The following is a 17,097-nucleotide window of genomic DNA, read 5'->3' as shown; positions in this document are numbered from 1 at the left end:
CCGCAAAGCCAGAAGCCACCATCGTTTAGGGGAGTAGCGCGCCCCGAGCCGATCTGGTAAGTTCGCCCGCTTGCAGCCGCAGGGCCGGCACGGGCCGGCGGGGACCACCATCTGCGCAATGGACATAGCGAGAGGCGTTCATCCATGCCCATTACCAAAGCGACACCGACTAGCAGTCAACTGATTCGCGCCTTCGAGCCGTACAAGGAAGCCCCCGGCGAGGAGTACATGAGCGACAAGATGCGCGCTCATTTCACCGGCATCCTGAACAAGTGGAAGCAGGAGCTGATGGAGGAAGTCGATCGCACCGTGCACCACATGCAGGATGAGGCCGCCAACTTCCCGGATCCGGCCGACCGCGCCAGCCAGGAAGAGGAATTCAGCCTGGAGCTGCGCGCCCGCGACCGCGAGCGCAAGCTGATCAAGAAGATCGACGAAACCCTGCAGCTGATCGAGGACAACGAGTACGGCTGGTGCGAGTCCTGTGGTGTCGAGATCGGTATCCGCCGCCTCGAAGCCCGTCCGACCGCCACGCTCTGCATCGACTGCAAGACGCTGGCCGAGATCAAGGAAAAGCAACTCGGTTCCTGATCCCGACGGGGCGCTTAGGCGCCCCGCTTCTTTTCCCCCTGTCGCCCCATCGATGCCCGCCCGTTCCACGCCCACTCCCGCAGCCGAACGCTATGTCGGGCGTTTCGCACCTACCCCCAGTGGCCTCCTGCACTTCGGCTCGCTCGTAGCCGCGCTGGCCTCCTACCTGGATGCGCGTGCCGTCGGCGGCATCTGGCTGCTGCGCATGGAAGACCTGGATCCACCGCGCGAGATGCCCGGCGCGCAGGACGCCATCCTGCATACGCTCGAAGCCTACGGTATGCAGTGGGACGGGCCGGTTCTGCGCCAAAGCGAACGTCTTCCCCTCTACAACGCGGTCATCGACGACCTGCTTGCCCACGGGCTGGCCTACCCCTGCAACTGTTCGCGCAAGCAACTGCAAGCCCATGCCGGCGTTTACCCGGGCTTCTGTCGTGACGCCAACCCGCCGCTGCAGGACGCCGCCATCCGTCTTCGCGTAGCAGCCCGCGAGTACAGCTTCAATGATCGCGTACAGGGTGAGTTTCACCAGCACCTGGGACGCGAGGTGGGCGATTTCGTCATTCGCCGGCGCGACGGCCTGATCGCCTACCAGCTCGCCGTGGTGCTCGATGACGGCCAGCAGGGCGTGACCGACGTGGTTCGCGGCGCCGACCTGCTCGACTCCACGCCACGCCAGCTCTACCTGCAGGAGTTGCTGGGCCTGCCACGTCCGCGTTACCTGCATTTGCCGCTGATCATCCAGCCCGACGGCCACAAGCTGGGCAAGCGCTACCGCTCACCGCCGCTGCAGCCCCACGAGGCCGCGCCTCTGCTGTTGCGCGCATTGCGCGCGCTCGGCCAGCAGCCGGACCCGGCATTGGCGCAGGGCACGCCGGAGGAGGTGCTGCGCTGGGCGACAGCCCACTGGGATGCGACGCGCATTCCTCGCTGCCGCACGCTGGCCGAGGCCCAGCTGCGCTGATCGCACGCGCTTCGCAGAGGCAGCGCGCTTCTAGCCGGCAGCGGCTTCCTTTACCATCGGGCCCACTTCCGATGTGAGAGGCGGCATGTACATCTACCGACTGGTGCTGCTCCTGGTGGTGGGGATCTACCTGTTCTCCCCAGCCATCATGGACTGGTGGATCGACCCCAACGGCGCGTGGTATCGGCCCTATCTGCTGTGGCTGATCCTCATCGTGGTGACCTTCATCCTGCAGAGCCAGCGTGATGCCGACGAACTTTAGCCTGAGCCACCTGGTACTGATCAGTGCCGCCTACCTGCTGGCGTTGTTCGGCGTCGCCTGGTTCAGCGAACGTGGGCTGATCCCGCGGGCGATCATTCGCCATCCGCTGACCTATACGCTGTCACTCGGCGTCTATGCCAGCGCCTGGGCCTTCTACGGCACGGTCGGGCTGGCCTATCAGTACGGCTATGGCTTTCTCGCCACCTACCTGGGCGTGTGCGGTGCCTTCCTGCTGGCACCCGTGCTGCTCTACCCGATCCTGCGTATCACGCGCACCTATCAGCTCGCCTCGCTGGCCGACCTGTTCGCCTTTCGCTTTCGCAGCACCTGGGCCGGCGCGCTAACCACGATCGTCATGCTGGTCGGCATGCTGCCGTTGCTCGCCCTGCAGATCCAGGCGGTGGCCGACGCGATCGGCATCCTGACCCTGGAGCCGATGCAGGAGCGCGTCGCGCTCGGCTACTGCGCGCTGATCATGCTGTTCACCGTGCTCTTCGGTGCACGCCATATTGCCGCCCGGGAGAAACACGAAGGCCTGGTCTTCGCCATCGCCTTCGAGTCGGTGGTCAAGCTGGCAACCTTTGGCGCGATCGGCCTGTATGCGCTGTATGTGGTATTCGGCGGCCCGCACCAGCTGGAGCTCTGGTTGCTGCAGAACCAGTCGGCGCTGCAGGCGTTGCATACGCCCCTGCAGGAAGGGCCCTGGCGCACGCTGCTGCTGGTATTTTTCGCCTCGGCGATCGTCATGCCGCACATGTTTCACATGACCTTTGCCGAAAACATCAACCCGCGTGCGCTGGTCAGCGCCAGCTGGGGGCTGCCGCTGTATCTGCTGTTGATGAGCCTGGCAGTACCGCTGATCCTCTGGGCCGGGCTCAAGCTCGGGGTAAGCACCAACCCGGAATACTTCACGCTTGGTCTCGGCATTGCCGCCGGCAACGAAGCGCTGGCACTGCTCGCCTTTCTCGGCGGCCTGTCGGCTTCCAGCGGGCTGATCATCGTCAGCACCCTGGCCCTGTCGGGAATGGCACTCAACCACCTGGTCCTACCGCTCTACCAGCCATCCTCGGAAGGCAACATCTACCGCTGGCTGAAGTGGACGCGGCGCAGCCTGATCCTGGCGATCATCCTGGCCGGCTACGGCTTCTACCTGCTGCTCGGCGCCGAGCAGGACCTGTCGAACCTGGGGATCGTCGCCTTTGTCGCGACCCTGCAGTTCCTTCCTGGCGTGCTCTCGGTGCTCTACTGGCCGACCGCCAATCGGCGCGGCTACATCGCCGGGCTGGTGGCGGGAATCGGCGTCTGGCTGACCACCATGCTGCTGCCGCTGGTCGGCAACCTGGATGGCTTCTACATCCCCTTGCTGAACATGGTCTACGTGCTGGACGACACCAGCTGGCACCTGGCGGCAATTGCCTCGCTGGCAGTGAATGTCCTGGCCTTCACCCTGGTTTCGCTGTTCACCGACAGCAGCCCGGAGGAGCAAAGCGCGGCCGAGGCCTGCGCCGTGGAAAATCTGCGGCGACCGCAGCGCCGCGAACTGCTGGCCGCCTCACCCCAGGAGTTCGCCACCCAGCTGGCCAAACCGCTGGGCGCCAAGATCGCCCAGCGCGAGGTCGAACAGGCCCTGCGCGACCTGAAGATGCCCTTCGACGAGCACCGCCCCTACGCCCTGCGCCGGCTGCGCGATCGCATCGAAGCCAACCTGTCGGGCCTGATGGGCCCCAGCGTCGCGCAGGACATCGTCGAAAATTTCCTGCCCTACAAACATGGCACAGAGGGCTACGTCACCGAGGACATCCACTTCATCGAGAGCCGCCTGGAGGATTACCACTCGCGCCTGACCGGCCTGGCCGCCGAGCTCGACGCCCTGCGCCGCTACCACCGGCAGACCCTGCAGGAGCTGCCGATGGGGGTCTGCTCGCTGGCCAAGGATCAGGAAATCCTGATGTGGAACCGTGCCCTGGAAGAGCTGACCGGCATTCCCGCGCTGCAGGTCGTGGGTTCGCGGCTGCCCACCATCGCCGAACCCTGGCGCAGCCTGCTGGTGGATTTCATCGCCCAGGCCGACGAGCATCTGCACAAGAAGCGCCTGTCGCTCGATGGCACCCGGCGTTGCCTGAACCTGCACAAGGCGGCCATCGCCGAACCACTGGCGCCCGGCAATAGCGGCCTGGTCCTGCTGGTCGAAGACCTCACCGAGACCCAGGAGCTGGAGGATCGGCTGGTGCATTCCGAGCGCCTGGCCAGTATCGGCCGGCTCGCCGCCGGGGTCGCCCACGAGATCGGCAATCCGATCACCGGCATCGCCTGCCTGGCGCAGAATCTGCGCGAAGAGCGCGAGGGCGACGGGGAGATCATCGAGATCAGCAGCCAGATCATCGAGCAGACCAAGCGCGTCTCGCGGATCGTGCAGTCACTGATGAGCTTCGCGCATGCCGGCAGCCGCCAGCAGAGCCTGTATCCGGTGAGCCTGCGCGATATCACCCAGGAAGCCATTGCCCTGCTCTCGCTCAACCGTCAACGCACCGAAGTCCGCTTCGTCAATCAGTGCCACGCCGAGCACCTGGCCGAGGGCGACGCCCAGCGCCTGGCCCAGGTGGTCATCAACCTGCTGTCCAACGCGCGGGACGCCTCGTCGCCAGGCGGCACGATCCGCATCAACAGCGAGCAATCCGAGCAGACGGTCTACCTGATCGTCGAGGATGAGGGCAGCGGAATTCCCAAGGCCATCCAGGATCGGCTGTTCGAGCCATTCTTCACCACCAAGGACCCTGGAGAGGGCACCGGGCTGGGCCTCGCGCTGGTCTATTCGATCGTGGAAGAGCATTATGGCCAGATCGATATCGACAGCCCGGCTGACCCGGTAACGCAGCGCGGCACCCGTTTCCGCATCACCCTGCCGCGGCATGTCGAGGCATCACATGCCGCAAGTTGAAGAGGCGACGCCGTCCGGCTCGACGCCGGGACGCCTCCAGACCGCCGAGAGAGTACCGATGTCACACATACTGATCGTCGAAGACGAAACCATCATCCGCTCCGCCCTGCGACGCCTGCTCGAACGCAATCAGTACGAGGTCAGCGAAGCCGGTTCGGTGCAGGAGGCGCAGGAGCGCTACAGCATCCCCGCCTTCGATCTGATCGTCAGCGACCTGCGGTTGCCCGGAGCGCCGGGCACCGAGCTGATCAGACTCGCCGAAGGCACCCCGGTGCTGATCATGACCAGCTACGCCAGCCTGCGCTCGGCGGTGGACTCGATGAAGCTAGGAGCGGTCGACTACATCGCCAAGCCGTTCGACCACGACGAGATGCTGCAGACCGTGGCGCGTATCCTCAGCGACCGCCAGCAGCTTGCCAGCCAGCCTGCCATCGCGCGCGAGGCCCCGCCTTCGACCGCCGCCAGCAGCAACCAGGCGAGCGATATCGGCATCATCGGCCACTGCGCGCCAATGCTCGACCTGTTCGGCAAGATTCGCAAAGTCGCCCCGACCGATTCCAACGTGCTGATCCAGGGCGAATCGGGCACCGGCAAGGAGCTGGTCGCCCGCGCGCTGCACAACCTCTCACGCCGCGCCAAGGCGCCGATGATCTCGGTCAACTGCGCGGCGATTCCGGAAACCCTCATCGAATCCGAGCTGTTCGGCCATGAAAAAGGCGCCTTCACCGGCGCCAGTGCCGGGCGCGCCGGACTCGTCGAAGCGGCCGACGGCGGCACGCTGTTCCTCGACGAGATCGGCGAGCTGCCGCTCGAAGCCCAGGCACGCCTGTTGCGGGTGCTTCAGGAAGGCGAGATCCGTCGTGTCGGCTCGGTGCACTCGCAGAAGGTCGACGTGCGACTGATCGCCGCCACCCACCGCGACCTCAAGACCCTGGCCAAGACCGGGCAGTTTCGCGAGGACCTCTATTACCGTCTGCACGTCATCGCGCTGCGCTTGCCGCCGCTGCGCGAGCGCGGCCACGACGTACTGGAGATCGCCAGCGCCTTTCTCGATCGCCAGTGCGAGCGCATGGGCACCGAGCCGATGCACTTCTCGCGCGAGGCCGAGCAGGCGATCCGACGCTATTCCTGGCCAGGCAACGTGCGTGAACTCGAAAATGCCATCGAGCGAGCCGCGATTCTCAGCGAAGGGCCGGAAATCAGCGCCGAGCTGCTGGGGCTGGATATCGAACTCGACGACATCGACGATGACTTCGAGCCGAACTGCGGGCCTCTCGCCGCAAGCGCCTCCAACGAGCCCACCGAAGATCTGTCGCTCGAGGACTACTTCCAGCACTTCGTCCTTGAGCACCAGGACCACATGACCGAAACCGAGCTGGCCCGCAAGCTCGGCATCAGCCGCAAATGCCTGTGGGAGCGCCGCCAGCGCCTGGGGATACCGCGACGCAAGTCGGGCGCTACCGGGTAGGCAGGTGTTACCGTCGCAGCGACGAGTAACAGGGAACCGGGTTCATCGGTAACGAAGAACCCGGTTTTTTATTGCCTTGTATCTCCCCAGATTACACAAGCACCTGAAATATAAGGATTTTCCAAAACTGGCACGCCACCTGCTTACCACATGGCACAACAACAATAACAAGCGACCCCACAATAAGAACAAGACGTAACGGCTCCAGCAAAACAACGACAACAACGCGGAGGCGCAGCTAACTGATTCTTTTGGAGAGGACTTGCCAAGGCCACTGGCCAGCTGACCGGACCGAGAAGAACAAGAACTGCATGTAAGCGGCACCCGTACCGGCCGACAGGCAACTCAGCGACCAAAGAAATCCGTTTGCTATTGGCTCCTGATCGGAGCGTTCTTCCCAGCGATACTGATCCCTGGGAACAGGTGAAAACAAAAACAAACGCCTGCGAACAATAACAACAGCACGCGACAATCTTTCCAGAGGGGAGCTTCGGCTCCCCTCTGTGCTATCGCCTCACAGTTTTGACACCCCCGCCTCCTTCGTTCACCATCGCTTGCTACCCGGTGCTAGAATCCGCGCACGTTTGCCGGCATTCGCGTGCCGTTCCGCTATCTCGCCAACAGTGCCTCCCTCATGCTGAAAAAGCTGTTCCAGTCATTTCGCTTTCCCCTGCGCCGCGTCCCGCACGCCCGACGCTCTCCCGAAATACTGACCAGCCGGCAACACTCGCTGCATCGAAACGAAATCAGCCGGTACGCCGTCAATGTCGTCGAGCGCCTTCAACAGGCCGGCTACGAGGCCTACGTCGTCGGCGGTTGCGTCCGCGACCTGCTGCTCAAGCTCGACCCCAAGGACTACGACGTCGCCACCAGCGCCACGCCAGAGCAGGTGCGCGCCGAATTTCGCAACGCGCGGGTAATCGGCCGCCGCTTCAAACTCGTCCACGTGCACTTTGGCCGCGAGATCATCGAGGTGGCTACGTTCCGCGCCCACCACCCGCATGAGGACGAGGAGCAGGACCACCACCAGGCCGCTCGCAACGAAAGCGGACGCATTCTGCGCGACAACGTCTACGGCACGCTGGAAGACGACGCCCAGCGTCGCGACTTCACGATCAATGCCCTGTACTACGATCCCAGCACCGAGCGCATCCTTGATCACACCCACGGCGTGCATGACATCCGCAATCGTCTGGTGCGGCTGATCGGCGATCCCGAGCAGCGTTACCAGGAAGACCCCGTACGCATGCTGCGTGCCGTACGTTTCGCCGCCAAGCTCGACTTCGAGATCGAACGGCACAGTGCCGAGCCCATTCACGACCTCGCCGAGCTGCTGGAAGACATCCCGGCGGCACGGCTGTTCGAAGAGGTCCTCAAGCTGTTCATGGGCGGTCGTGCCGAGCAGACCTTCGACCTGCTGCAGGAATATGGGCTCTTCGCACCGCTGTTCCCGGCGACCGCCGTGGCGCTCGAGCGCAACCCCGACTATGCCGAGACGTTGATCCGCAACGCCCTGGCCAATACCGATCTGCGCATCCAGCAGGGCAAACCGGTCACACCGGCGTTCCTGTTCGCTGCGCTGCTCTGGCCCGCCCTGCCAGCACGCGTGCTCGAGCTGCAAGATCGCGGCATGCCGCCGATCCCCGCCATGCAAGAGGCGGCGCACGACATCATCTGGGAACAGTGTCAGCGCACTGCGATTCCCAAGCGCTTCACCATCCCGATGCGCGAGATCTGGGATATGCAGGAACGCCTGCCGCGCCGGCAGGGCCGCCGCGCGGATCAGCTGCTGGAGAATCCGCGCTTCCGAGCCGGCTATGATTTCCTGCTGCTGCGCGAGAGCGCTGGCGAACAGACCCACGGCCTTGGCGAATGGTGGACGCGCTATCAGGACGTCGACGACAGCGAGCGCCGCCACATGATTCGCGAGCTCAGCAGCCGCGACGAAGGCGGCGCCCCGCGCAAACGCCGCCGCAGCGGCGGGGGGCGTCGCCGTCGCGGCAGTGGCTCGCCGGCCGCGGCCGACTGATGGAGCGCGCCTATATCGGGCTGGGCAGCAATCTGGCGGAGCCCGAGCAGCAGCTCCGCGATGCGATCGCCGCACTCGCCGGCATCGCGAATACCGAGCTGATGGCGGTCTCCTCGTTCTATGCCAGCGATCCACTCGGGCCAAGTGACCAGCCGCGCTATGTGAATGCGGTCGCCGCACTGGATACCGGGCTTGCGCCGCTGCAACTGCTCGATGCACTGCAGGCGATCGAACTCGCCCAGGGGCGTCAACGCAAGGCCGAGCGCTGGGGCCCGCGCACCCTTGACCTGGATATCCTGCTGTTCGGCAATCGATCGCTGAGCGAGCCGCGACTGACCGTGCCGCATTACCACATGCACGCGCGCCCCTTCGTGCTATATCCGTTGGCCGAGCTCGTGCCCACCGGCTTTCGCCTTCCGGACGGCCGTACGCTCGACGAGCTGATCGCCGCGTGCCCCTTCACCGGACTGGAACGCTTGGCGACCGATCTGTAACGCATTGCGGTAACGACCGTAACACCCGGGTAACACCCATCATTGACTTAGCTGGGCGTCAACCCGAGTATAAGCGCCCTCTGCTGGTACCGATTGTCGCACGCAGCTGCGCACGGCCCGGCGACAGACCCCTCAGAGGCCCCGAAGAGGACGGCTCATGCCAGACGTAACCCTGACCACACTGCAAGGGCTCAAGCAGAAGGGCGAGAAGATCGTCATGCTGACCTGCTACGACGCCACCTTTGCCCGCACGGCATGCGATGCGGGGGTGGAGATGCTGCTGATCGGCGACTCGCTCGGCATGGTCCTGCAAGGTCACGACAGCACGCTGCCGGTGAGTGTTGCCGACATGGCCTATCACACAGCCAGCGTCAAACGCGGTAACCGCGGCGCCATGATCGTCGCCGACCTGCCGTTCATGGCCAATGCCACGCTCGAGCAGACGCTGAACAATTCCGCGATGCTGATGCAGGCCGGAGCGCACATGATCAAGCTCGAAGGTGCCGGTTGGCTGGCCGAATCGATCGGCCAGCTGGCTGAGCGCGGCATCCCCGTCTGCGCGCACATGGGCCTGACGCCACAGGCGGTCAACCTGTTCGGCGGTTACAAGGTGCAGGGCCGGGGCGAGGCGCAGGCCGAGAAGATGCTCGCCGATGCCCGTGCCCTGGAGGCTGCCGGTGCGGCCATGCTGCTGCTCGAATGCGTGCCCAGCGAGCTGGCGGCCCGCATCACCGAAGCGGTCCGCATCCCGGTGATCGGCATTGGCGCCGGTAGCGCCACCGATGGGCAGGTTCTGGTGCTGCATGACATGCTCGGCCTTTCGCTCAGCGGTCGGGTACCGAAGTTCGTGAAGAACTTCATGCAGGCACAGAGCAGTATTCCGGCCGCCATTGCCGCCTATGTCCGCGCCGTGAAAGCGGTCGAGTTCCCTGCAGCCGAACACGAGTTTTCCGCATGAACATCGTCAAGACCGTCGCCGATCTGCGTGCCGCCGTGGCGCGTGCCCGCGGCGAGGGCAAGCGCATCGGCTTCGTGCCGACCATGGGCAACCTGCATGCCGGGCATATCGCCCTGATCAAGAAGGCCGGCCAACGCGCCGACTTCGTCGTCGCCAGCATTTTCGTCAATCCGCTGCAGTTCGGTCCGAACGAGGATCTGGCCAGCTATCCGCGGACACTGGCCGCCGACCAGGAAAAACTGGTCAACGCCGGTTGCCACCTGTTGTTCGCCCCCAGTGTCGAGGAAATGTACCCTCACGGTCAGGCAGACCAGACGCTGGTGCGCGTGCCGGGTGTGTCCGAGGGGCTGTGCGGGGCCAGTCGGCCTGGGCATTTCGATGGCGTATCGACGGTGGTGACCAAGCTGTTCAACATGGTGCAGCCCGACCTGGCCGTGTTCGGCCAAAAGGACTTCCAGCAGCTGGCAGTGATCCGCACCATGGTGCGCGACCTGAACATGCCGGTGCAGATCATCTCCGAACCGATCGTGCGCGCCGACGACGGCTTGGCGCTGTCCTCGCGTAACGGCTACCTGACCACGGAAGAGCGGACCATCGCCCCGCAGCTGTATCGCACATTGTGCGAACTGCGCGATGCGATTGCCGGCGGCGAGCGCGACTATTCGGCGCTGGTCGAGCGCGGCCTGAACCGCCTGCGTCAGGCCGGGCTACGTCCGGACTATCTGGAGCTGCGCAACGCCGTCGATCTGCAGCCGGCCGATCAGCACTCGCGCGAGGTCGCCATCCTCGTAGCAGCGTTTCTCGGCAGGACACGCCTGCTCGACAACATCCTGGTGGAAACCAGCACGACCGCCCACTGAACCCGCCCTCCCGCAGCCTTGAACACACCCAAGGCTTCGGGCACACTCTGCGCCGCTTGCGCCCCCGGAGGACCCTGCCATGCACGCCATCATGCTCAAGGCAAAACTGCACCGCGCCGTGGTGACCCATTCCGTACTCGACTACGAAGGCTCCTGCGCCATCGATGGTGAGTGGCTCGACCTGGCCGGGATCCGCGAGTACGAACAGATCCAGATCTACAACGTCGACAACGGCGAGCGCTTCACCACCTACGCCATTCGCGGCGAGGAAGGTTCGAATATCATTTCGGTCAACGGCGCCGCCGCGCACAAGGCGGGTGTCGGCCACCGATTGATCATCTGCGCCTACGCCCACTACAGCGAAGCCGAGCTGGCGAACTTCAAGCCGCACGTGCTCTACATGGGCGCCGATGGCGACCTCAGCCACACCAGCAACGCCATTCCGGTCCAGGTTGCCTGACCTGCCACGGCGATGCCCGAAAGCCCGAAGCGCAGTCTGTGCTTCGGGCTTTTTCGTATCGACCAGGCCGCCAAGAACCTGCGGAACACAGCGGCACGGCACAGGTCTGAGCAGACTCGGCGGTAGCGCCGGCCATGCATTGCTACCGCCCTCCTGCATTGCCATATGATGGCCTGACATAGCAAAGGAAGCCGCCTCATCATGAGCTATTACCTGAACCCTCTCGATGTCACCGCCCTGCCATCCTGGAAAGCTCTGGAAGAGCACCGCCTGGCCATGCAGCACTTCAACATGCGCGAGGCCTTCCAGGCGGACCCGGAGCGTTTCAACGAGCTATCGGTCTCCTGCTGTGGACTCTTTCTCGACTACTCGAAGAACCTGATTACCAACGAAACCCGCGCCTTGCTGGTCAACCTGGCCCGTGAGGCGGGCGTCGAGCAGGCGGCCCATGCCATGTTCAACGGCGAACCGGTCAATGCCTCGGAACGGCGCCCGGCACTGCACACCGCCCTGCGCCGCCCACTCGGCGACAGCCTGATGGTCGACGGCCACAACCTGATGCGCGAAGTGCACGGCTCCCTGGCGCAGATGACGGATATCGTCGGGCGTATCCACAACCATCTCTGGCGGGGCTACAACGACAAGCCGATCACCGACGTGGTCAACATCGGTATCGGCGGTTCCTTCCTCGGCCCGCAGCTGGTGTCCGAGGCCCTGCTGCCGTTCACCCAGCAAAGCGGCGTGCGCTGCCACTACCTGGCCAACATCGACGGCAGCGAGTTCCGCGAGGTGACCGCGAATCTGAATGCGGAAACCACCCTGTTCATCGTTTCGAGCAAGTCGTTCGGCACCTTGGAAACCCTGAAGAACGCCCAGGCCGCACGAACCTGGTATCTCGCTCGCGGCGGCAGCGAAGAAAAGCTCTACCGGCACTTCATCGCGGTGACCAGCAACAAACAGGCGGCGATCGACTTCGGTATCCGTGAGAAGAACGTATTCCCCATGTGGGACTGGGTTGGCGGGCGCTATTCACTCTGGTCGGCGATCGGCCTGCCGATCGCCCTTGCCATCGGCATGCACAACTTCAAGGACCTGCTGTCCGGCGCCTACAGCATGGACCAGCACTTCCTGCACGAGCCCTACGAGCGCAACATGCCGGTCCTGCTGGCGATGCTTGGCATCTGGTACCACAACTTCTGGGGCGCACAGAGCTACGCCTTCCTGCCCTACGACCATTACCTGCGCAACTTCGTCAAGCACCTGCAGCAGATGGACATGGAGTCCAACGGAAAAAGCGTGCGCCAGGACGGCAGCCCCGTATCCTGCAGCACCGGCCCGGTCATCTGGGGTGGTGTTGGCTGTAACGGCCAGCACGCCTACCACCAGCTGTTGCACCAGGGCACCCCGCTGATACCGGCCGACTTCATCGTTCCGGTGGTCAGCCACAACCCCGTCGCCGATCACCACGAATGGCTCTACGCCAACTGTCTGTCGCAGAGCCAGGCGCTGATGCTTGGCAAGACCCGCAGCGAGGCCGAAGCCGAGCTCCGCGCCAAGGGCCTGGCCGAAGCCGAGATCGCCCGGCTGGCACCGCACAAGGTGATTCCGGGCAACCGCCCGAGCAACACCCTGGTGATGGAGAGCATCAGCCCCGGGCGCCTGGGTGCGCTGATCGCGCTCTACGAGCACAAGGTATTCGTGCAAGGCGTGATCTGGGGTATCAACTCCTTCGATCAGTGGGGCGTGGAGCTGGGCAAGGAACTGGGCAAGGGCGTCTACAACCGTCTGACCAGCTACGAGAGCTCGGCGGCCGAGGATGCGTCTACCCAAGGCCTGATCGACTACTTCCGCGGCCGCCACCGCGGCTGACGTTGCCGCCCAGAGCGTCGTGGAGCGGCTCCGCCGGCACATCGAAACGCAGGTGCTCAGCCTGACCGGGCTGGCCCTGCCGGGCATCGACTACGAGTCACCCGCGGGCGACCCCGGCCTCTTCGGTCCGGATTCGCTCTGCTGGCGCGTCCATGGTGACTTCACTTCGATGCTCGTCGGCGGCATTGCCGCGCTGCTGTTGCAAGCCCTGCATCCGCTGGCGCTGGCCGGTGTCTGGGACCATTCCCGCTTTCGCGAGGATCTCCTTGGCCGGCTTCGCCGCACCGGGCAATTCATCGCCGGAACCACCTTTGCGAGCACCGATGATGCCGAACGACTGCTCGAACGGGTTCGTCGTATCCACCTGGGCGTCACCGGGCAGGCCGAGGACGGCCGCCCTTATGCGGCATCGGACCCCGAGTTGCTGACCTGGGTGCATGTGGCCGAAGTCAGCTGCTTTCTCGAGGCGCATCTGCGCTACCGCAATCCCGCTCTGTCTCCCGCGGACCAGGACCGCTATCTCGCCGAGGTTTCGATAATTGCCGGACGGCTCGGGGCTACCCGTGTGCCGACCACCCGCGAGGCGACCGCTGGCTATTTGCAGGCCATTCGCGGCGAGCTGGTTTGCGATCACCGCTCGCACGAAATTCTTCGCATCCTGCTTGCCGCCCCGGCACCCAGTCGCCTGGCGCAACCGTTCGCCAGGCTGATGCTCAGGGCCGGCATCGAGCTGCTTCCGCAATGGGCTTGCGAGATGTTCGGGATCTCGATGTCACCGGCGCGGCGCTGGCTGACCCGTCATCAGGTCCGGGCCACGGCGGGCGTGCTGCGCTGGGCGGTGCGCAACGGTTCGGTGCATCGGGCACGACGTCGCATGGGATTACCGCCACGTTGAGCAGCCGCAGCGCGGCGTCGATCGCATGAGGAACCGGGACGACGTGCCATACTCCAAGCCAACCTATCCAGAGGAAACCTTGGCAAATGCGCAACGGTCTGAAGCGCCTGGCGATCGCCGCGGCAACCGCACTCATCTGCTACGCCCTGCTCGGCTTTCTGATCCTGCCCGGGCTCGCTCAGCGCATCGCCAACCAGCAGCTCGCCGTATACGCCTCCGTTCCGGCGAGCCTGGCGCGAATGGAATTCAACCCGTTCAGCCTTGAGCTCGATGTCTTCGCTCTGTCACTGGGCACAGCCGAGCAACACGACGTCGGCTTCGATCACCTGTATGTCGATCTCGCCTGGGACAGCCTGTTCCGGCGCACCCTGCACCTGAGCGAAGTGCACCTGGAGGCACCGCGAGCGCAGTTGCGCTTTGCCAAGGACGGTACCTTCAACCTGGCCCAGCTGTTCAGAGCCCCCGAGCAAAAATCCGAGCCCGAGACGCCGGCCGCCGAAGGCGAGATATTTCCGCTGCAACTGGACCGTTTCCGACTCAGCGCCGGCCAATTGCGCTTCATTGATAAGCGCCCCAGCGAGCCTATCGACCTGCTTTACGACGAGCTGAATCTGGAGCTGCACAACCTCGTCACCCGGGAGGATGGGGCCGCCGACGCCACGCTGGCGGCCTCTGGCCCAAGCGGCGGGCACATCGGCTGGCAGGGCCAGCTGAACCTCGCCCCACTGCGCTCCAGTGGCAGCCTGACCGTGGACTCCGTGGCGCTGGCGGACTTCTGGCCATACGTCCGCGACGCAGCGCCCCTGGCTCTCGAGCGCGGCACGCTCAGCGCCAGTACGCGCTACGAACTGGATTTGAGCGAGGCCTTCCAGCTGCGCCTGCTCGACCTGGACGCCACGCTCGCGCCGCTGGCGATCGATGATCTGCAGGGCAATCCACTCGTGCGTCTGGAGCGCCTCGAAGTCGCGGAAACAAAGCTCGACCTGGCCGATAAGCGCCTGCAAATCGGCAAAGTGCGCAGCGCCGGGCTGGAAACCTGGGTCATACGCGAGCAGGACGGTGCACTGAACTGGCAGCGGCTGTTCGCCGAGCCGACAGCCACGGACAGCAAGACACCTGCCGCGCAACCGAGCGAGCCCGCCTGGCGGATTCAACTGAGCGAGGCGCAGCTGGCCGACTATCGCATCCACCTGACTGACCGCTTGCCCGAGCAGGAGGTTGCCCTCGAACTCGCGCCCCTGAAGCTCACCCTTCGACAGTTCGATAGCCAAGCAAAAACGCCTTTCAAGGTCGATCTGGATACCGGAATCGGTCGCCAGGGCAACCTGCAGGCTACCGGCGAGCTGCAACTGGCTCCGTTGAGCGGTCGGCTCGACGTTCGCACCCGGGATCTCGATCTGCGCGTGGCGCAGGCCTATCTCGCCCCCTTCATTCGACTCGAACTGCGCAGCGGCATGCTCTCGAGCGACCTGCAGCTGACGCTGGATGGAGCCGAACCGCTTGCTTTTTCGGCAACCGGTACGGCCGAGATCACCCAACTGCATACGCTCGACACGCTGAAGGACCGCGACTTCGTCAAATGGCAGCGACTGCGGCTCGAAGGCATCGACTATCAGCACCAACCCCAGCGACTGGCCATCGAAACGGTCGATATCGATCAGCCATATGCGCGCTTCATCATCAACCCGGACCTGAGCACGAACATCAACGAGCTGCTGGTCGACCAGCCTGGAGAGCCAGCCGCTGCCGCGCCGGCCGGCCCGGCCAGCGCCCCGTTGGCGCTGCATATTGGCGGCATCCGGTTGACCGATGGCTCGGCCAACTTTGCCGATTTCAGCCTGCGCCCGCCGTTCGCCACCGCCATTCAGGATCTCGACGGCCACATCGGCACGCTCGACAATCAACAGCAGCCCGCCGCGCCGGTCGATATCACCGGCAAGGTCGACCGCTATGCGCCGGTCGCCATCAAGGGCAGCCTGACGCCCTTCGACCCGCTGCAGCGCTTGGACATCGCGACCAGCTTCCGCCAGGTTGAGCTGACTACGCTCACGCCCTATTCCAGCAAATTCGCCGGCTATCGTATTCGCAAAGGCCGTCTGAACCTGGACCTGCATTACCGCATCCAGCAGGGGCAACTCGACGCACAGAACCGGGTGGTACTCGAGCAGCTTCAGCTCGGCGAGAAGGTCGACAGTCCCGATGCCGTCGACCTACCGGTCCGCCTCGCGGTCGCCCTGCTCAAGGACACCCACGGCACGATCGACATCAAGCTGCCGGTCCAGGGCAACCTGAACGATCCGCAGTTCAGCGTCATGCCGATCATCTGGCAGACGCTACGTAATCTTGTCCTGCGCGCCGCCCAGGCTCCGTTCAAATTCCTTGCCGGGCTGGTAGACGGCGGACAGGAGGATCTCAGCCAGATTGCGTTTGCTCCAGCAAGCAGCGAGCTCGACGCCCAGGCACGCGCCAACCTGAAAGCCTTGGCCCAGGCGCTGCAACAGCGCCCGCAACTGGTGCTGGAGGTAGAGGGCCGCAGCGCGGCCAGCGAAGGCAGAGCGTTGGCCGAGCAGCGACTTGAACGCGAGTATCAGAGAACGTTCTACCGCGTGCTGCAACGCCGCGGAGAAAAGGTGCCGGGCAGCGAAGACGAGCTCGTCGTCGCCGACGACGAGAAACCGGCGTTGCTCGAAGGCATCTATCGCAGTCGCCTCGGACGCCAGCCACCAGAGCAGTGGCGCGAACTGGAGGAGGACGCCCGTGCCCAGCAGTTGCGCGAAGCGGTCATCGACTCCTGGTCGTCGAGCGCCATACTCTTGCGCAACCTTGCACGCGAGCGGGCCGCTACGATCAAGAACCAGCTGACCGACCTGGGCCTGGATCCGCAACGCGTCTACCTGCTGGACACCAGCACGATCGACGCGCAACCTGATGGCGAAATCACCGTTGTGTTGCATCTCGGGAGTGAGTAATGAAGTCATTGGCATGGCAGCTGGTGCTGGTTTCGCTGTTCGCGGCCCCCTCGATCGCCGCGGCCGACACCTTTCGCTGTGGCAGCCAGCTGGTCAGCAGCGGCGACCGCAGCTTCGAAGTGGAGCGCAAGTGCGGTCCACCGACACATCGCACGCCGATAGGTTATACGCTCGGTCCGAACGACCGACGCGAGTTCGTCCTTGAGGAATGGGTGTACGGGCCAAGCAACGGGATGCTCAGCATCCTGACCTTTGAAGCCAATCGACTGATCCGGGTCGAAACCCGGCGGGCACAGTGAGAACGCGCGTGCGCCTAGCTGCGCTTGCCATGCTGCCCCTT

At 64.5% G+C, this 17,097-nt stretch carries 14 protein-coding genes; all 14 read left to right on the top strand.

Annotated elements, in window-relative coordinates:
* Window positions 1–144: 144 nt before the first annotated feature.
* The 14 genes from dksA to AC0KXH_RS04430 all read left to right on the top strand — a co-directional run bounded on the left by dksA (window position 145) and on the right by AC0KXH_RS04430 (window position 17,056).
* Window positions 145–591 (top strand): RNA polymerase-binding protein DksA, encoded by a 447-nt coding sequence (dksA, locus tag AC0KXH_RS04495; protein ID WP_041111182.1) that lies wholly within the window; start codon window positions 145–147, stop codon window positions 589–591.
* Between the two features lie 52 nt (window positions 592–643).
* Window positions 644–1,555, top strand: a complete 912-nt coding sequence (gene gluQRS / locus AC0KXH_RS04490; protein ID WP_312940180.1) for a tRNA glutamyl-Q(34) synthetase GluQRS — start codon at window positions 644–646, stop codon at window positions 1,553–1,555.
* 85 nt (window positions 1,556–1,640) lie between these two features.
* Window positions 1,641–1,817: a hypothetical protein gene (locus AC0KXH_RS04485; RefSeq protein WP_003095129.1), complete on the top strand. Its 177-nt coding sequence runs from the start codon at window positions 1,641–1,643 to the stop codon at window positions 1,815–1,817.
* Window positions 1,801–4,755, top strand: a complete 2,955-nt coding sequence (locus tag AC0KXH_RS04480) for a sensor histidine kinase (RefSeq protein WP_488224229.1) — start codon at window positions 1,801–1,803, stop codon at window positions 4,753–4,755. The genes AC0KXH_RS04485 and AC0KXH_RS04480 overlap by 17 nt, the downstream gene beginning before the upstream one ends.
* A 58-nt stretch (window positions 4,756–4,813) precedes the next feature.
* Entirely contained in the window at window positions 4,814–6,223 is a 1,410-nt protein-coding gene (locus AC0KXH_RS04475) for a sigma-54-dependent transcriptional regulator (protein WP_041111189.1), read from the top strand.
* A 634-nt stretch (window positions 6,224–6,857) separates the two neighbouring features.
* Window positions 6,858–8,252: a polynucleotide adenylyltransferase PcnB gene (locus AC0KXH_RS04470; RefSeq protein WP_061337037.1), complete on the top strand. Its 1,395-nt coding sequence runs from the start codon at window positions 6,858–6,860 to the stop codon at window positions 8,250–8,252.
* A complete protein-coding gene (gene folK / locus AC0KXH_RS04465) occupies window positions 8,252–8,746 on the top strand; it encodes a 2-amino-4-hydroxy-6-hydroxymethyldihydropteridine diphosphokinase (RefSeq protein ID WP_200293505.1) in 495 nt (164 codons plus the stop codon). Before AC0KXH_RS04470 ends, folK begins: the two co-directional genes overlap by 1 nt.
* A 157-nt stretch (window positions 8,747–8,903) precedes the next feature.
* Window positions 8,904–9,704, top strand: a complete 801-nt coding sequence (panB, locus tag AC0KXH_RS04460) for a 3-methyl-2-oxobutanoate hydroxymethyltransferase (protein WP_061336863.1) — start codon at window positions 8,904–8,906, stop codon at window positions 9,702–9,704.
* Window positions 9,701–10,564 carry a pantoate--beta-alanine ligase gene (panC, locus tag AC0KXH_RS04455; RefSeq protein WP_488224228.1) on the top strand — a complete coding sequence of 288 codons (864 nt, stop codon included), beginning with the start codon at window positions 9,701–9,703 and terminating at the stop codon, window positions 10,562–10,564. Before panB ends, panC begins: the two co-directional genes overlap by 4 nt.
* Window positions 10,565–10,643: 79 nt before the next feature.
* The gene (gene panD, locus AC0KXH_RS04450; RefSeq protein WP_488224227.1) at window positions 10,644–11,024 is read left to right on the top strand and encodes an aspartate 1-decarboxylase; all 381 of its coding nucleotides are present in this window, start codon (window positions 10,644–10,646) and stop codon (window positions 11,022–11,024) included.
* A gap of 201 nt (window positions 11,025–11,225) precedes the next feature.
* Window positions 11,226–12,893 carry a glucose-6-phosphate isomerase gene (gene pgi / locus AC0KXH_RS04445; RefSeq protein WP_041111200.1) on the top strand — a complete coding sequence of 556 codons (1,668 nt, stop codon included), beginning with the start codon at window positions 11,226–11,228 and terminating at the stop codon, window positions 12,891–12,893.
* A 19-nt stretch (window positions 12,894–12,912) separates the two neighbouring features.
* Window positions 12,913–13,788 carry an oxygenase MpaB family protein gene (locus tag AC0KXH_RS04440; protein WP_488224226.1) on the top strand — a complete coding sequence of 292 codons (876 nt, stop codon included), beginning with the start codon at window positions 12,913–12,915 and terminating at the stop codon, window positions 13,786–13,788.
* Between the two features lie 86 nt (window positions 13,789–13,874).
* Window positions 13,875–16,757: a DUF748 domain-containing protein gene (locus AC0KXH_RS04435; RefSeq protein WP_488224225.1), complete on the top strand. Its 2,883-nt coding sequence runs from the start codon at window positions 13,875–13,877 to the stop codon at window positions 16,755–16,757.
* A complete protein-coding gene (locus tag AC0KXH_RS04430; RefSeq protein WP_043218771.1) occupies window positions 16,757–17,056 on the top strand; it encodes a DUF2845 domain-containing protein in 300 nt (99 codons plus the stop codon). The genes AC0KXH_RS04435 and AC0KXH_RS04430 overlap by 1 nt, the downstream gene beginning before the upstream one ends.
* The last annotated feature ends 41 nt before the right edge of the window (window positions 17,057–17,097 follow it).

It is taken from the genome of Stutzerimonas sp. CXK-1, assembly GCF_057738225.1.
The sequence above is the reverse complement of the archived record's forward strand: the minus strand, read 5'-3'. Positions and strand labels throughout refer to the sequence as shown.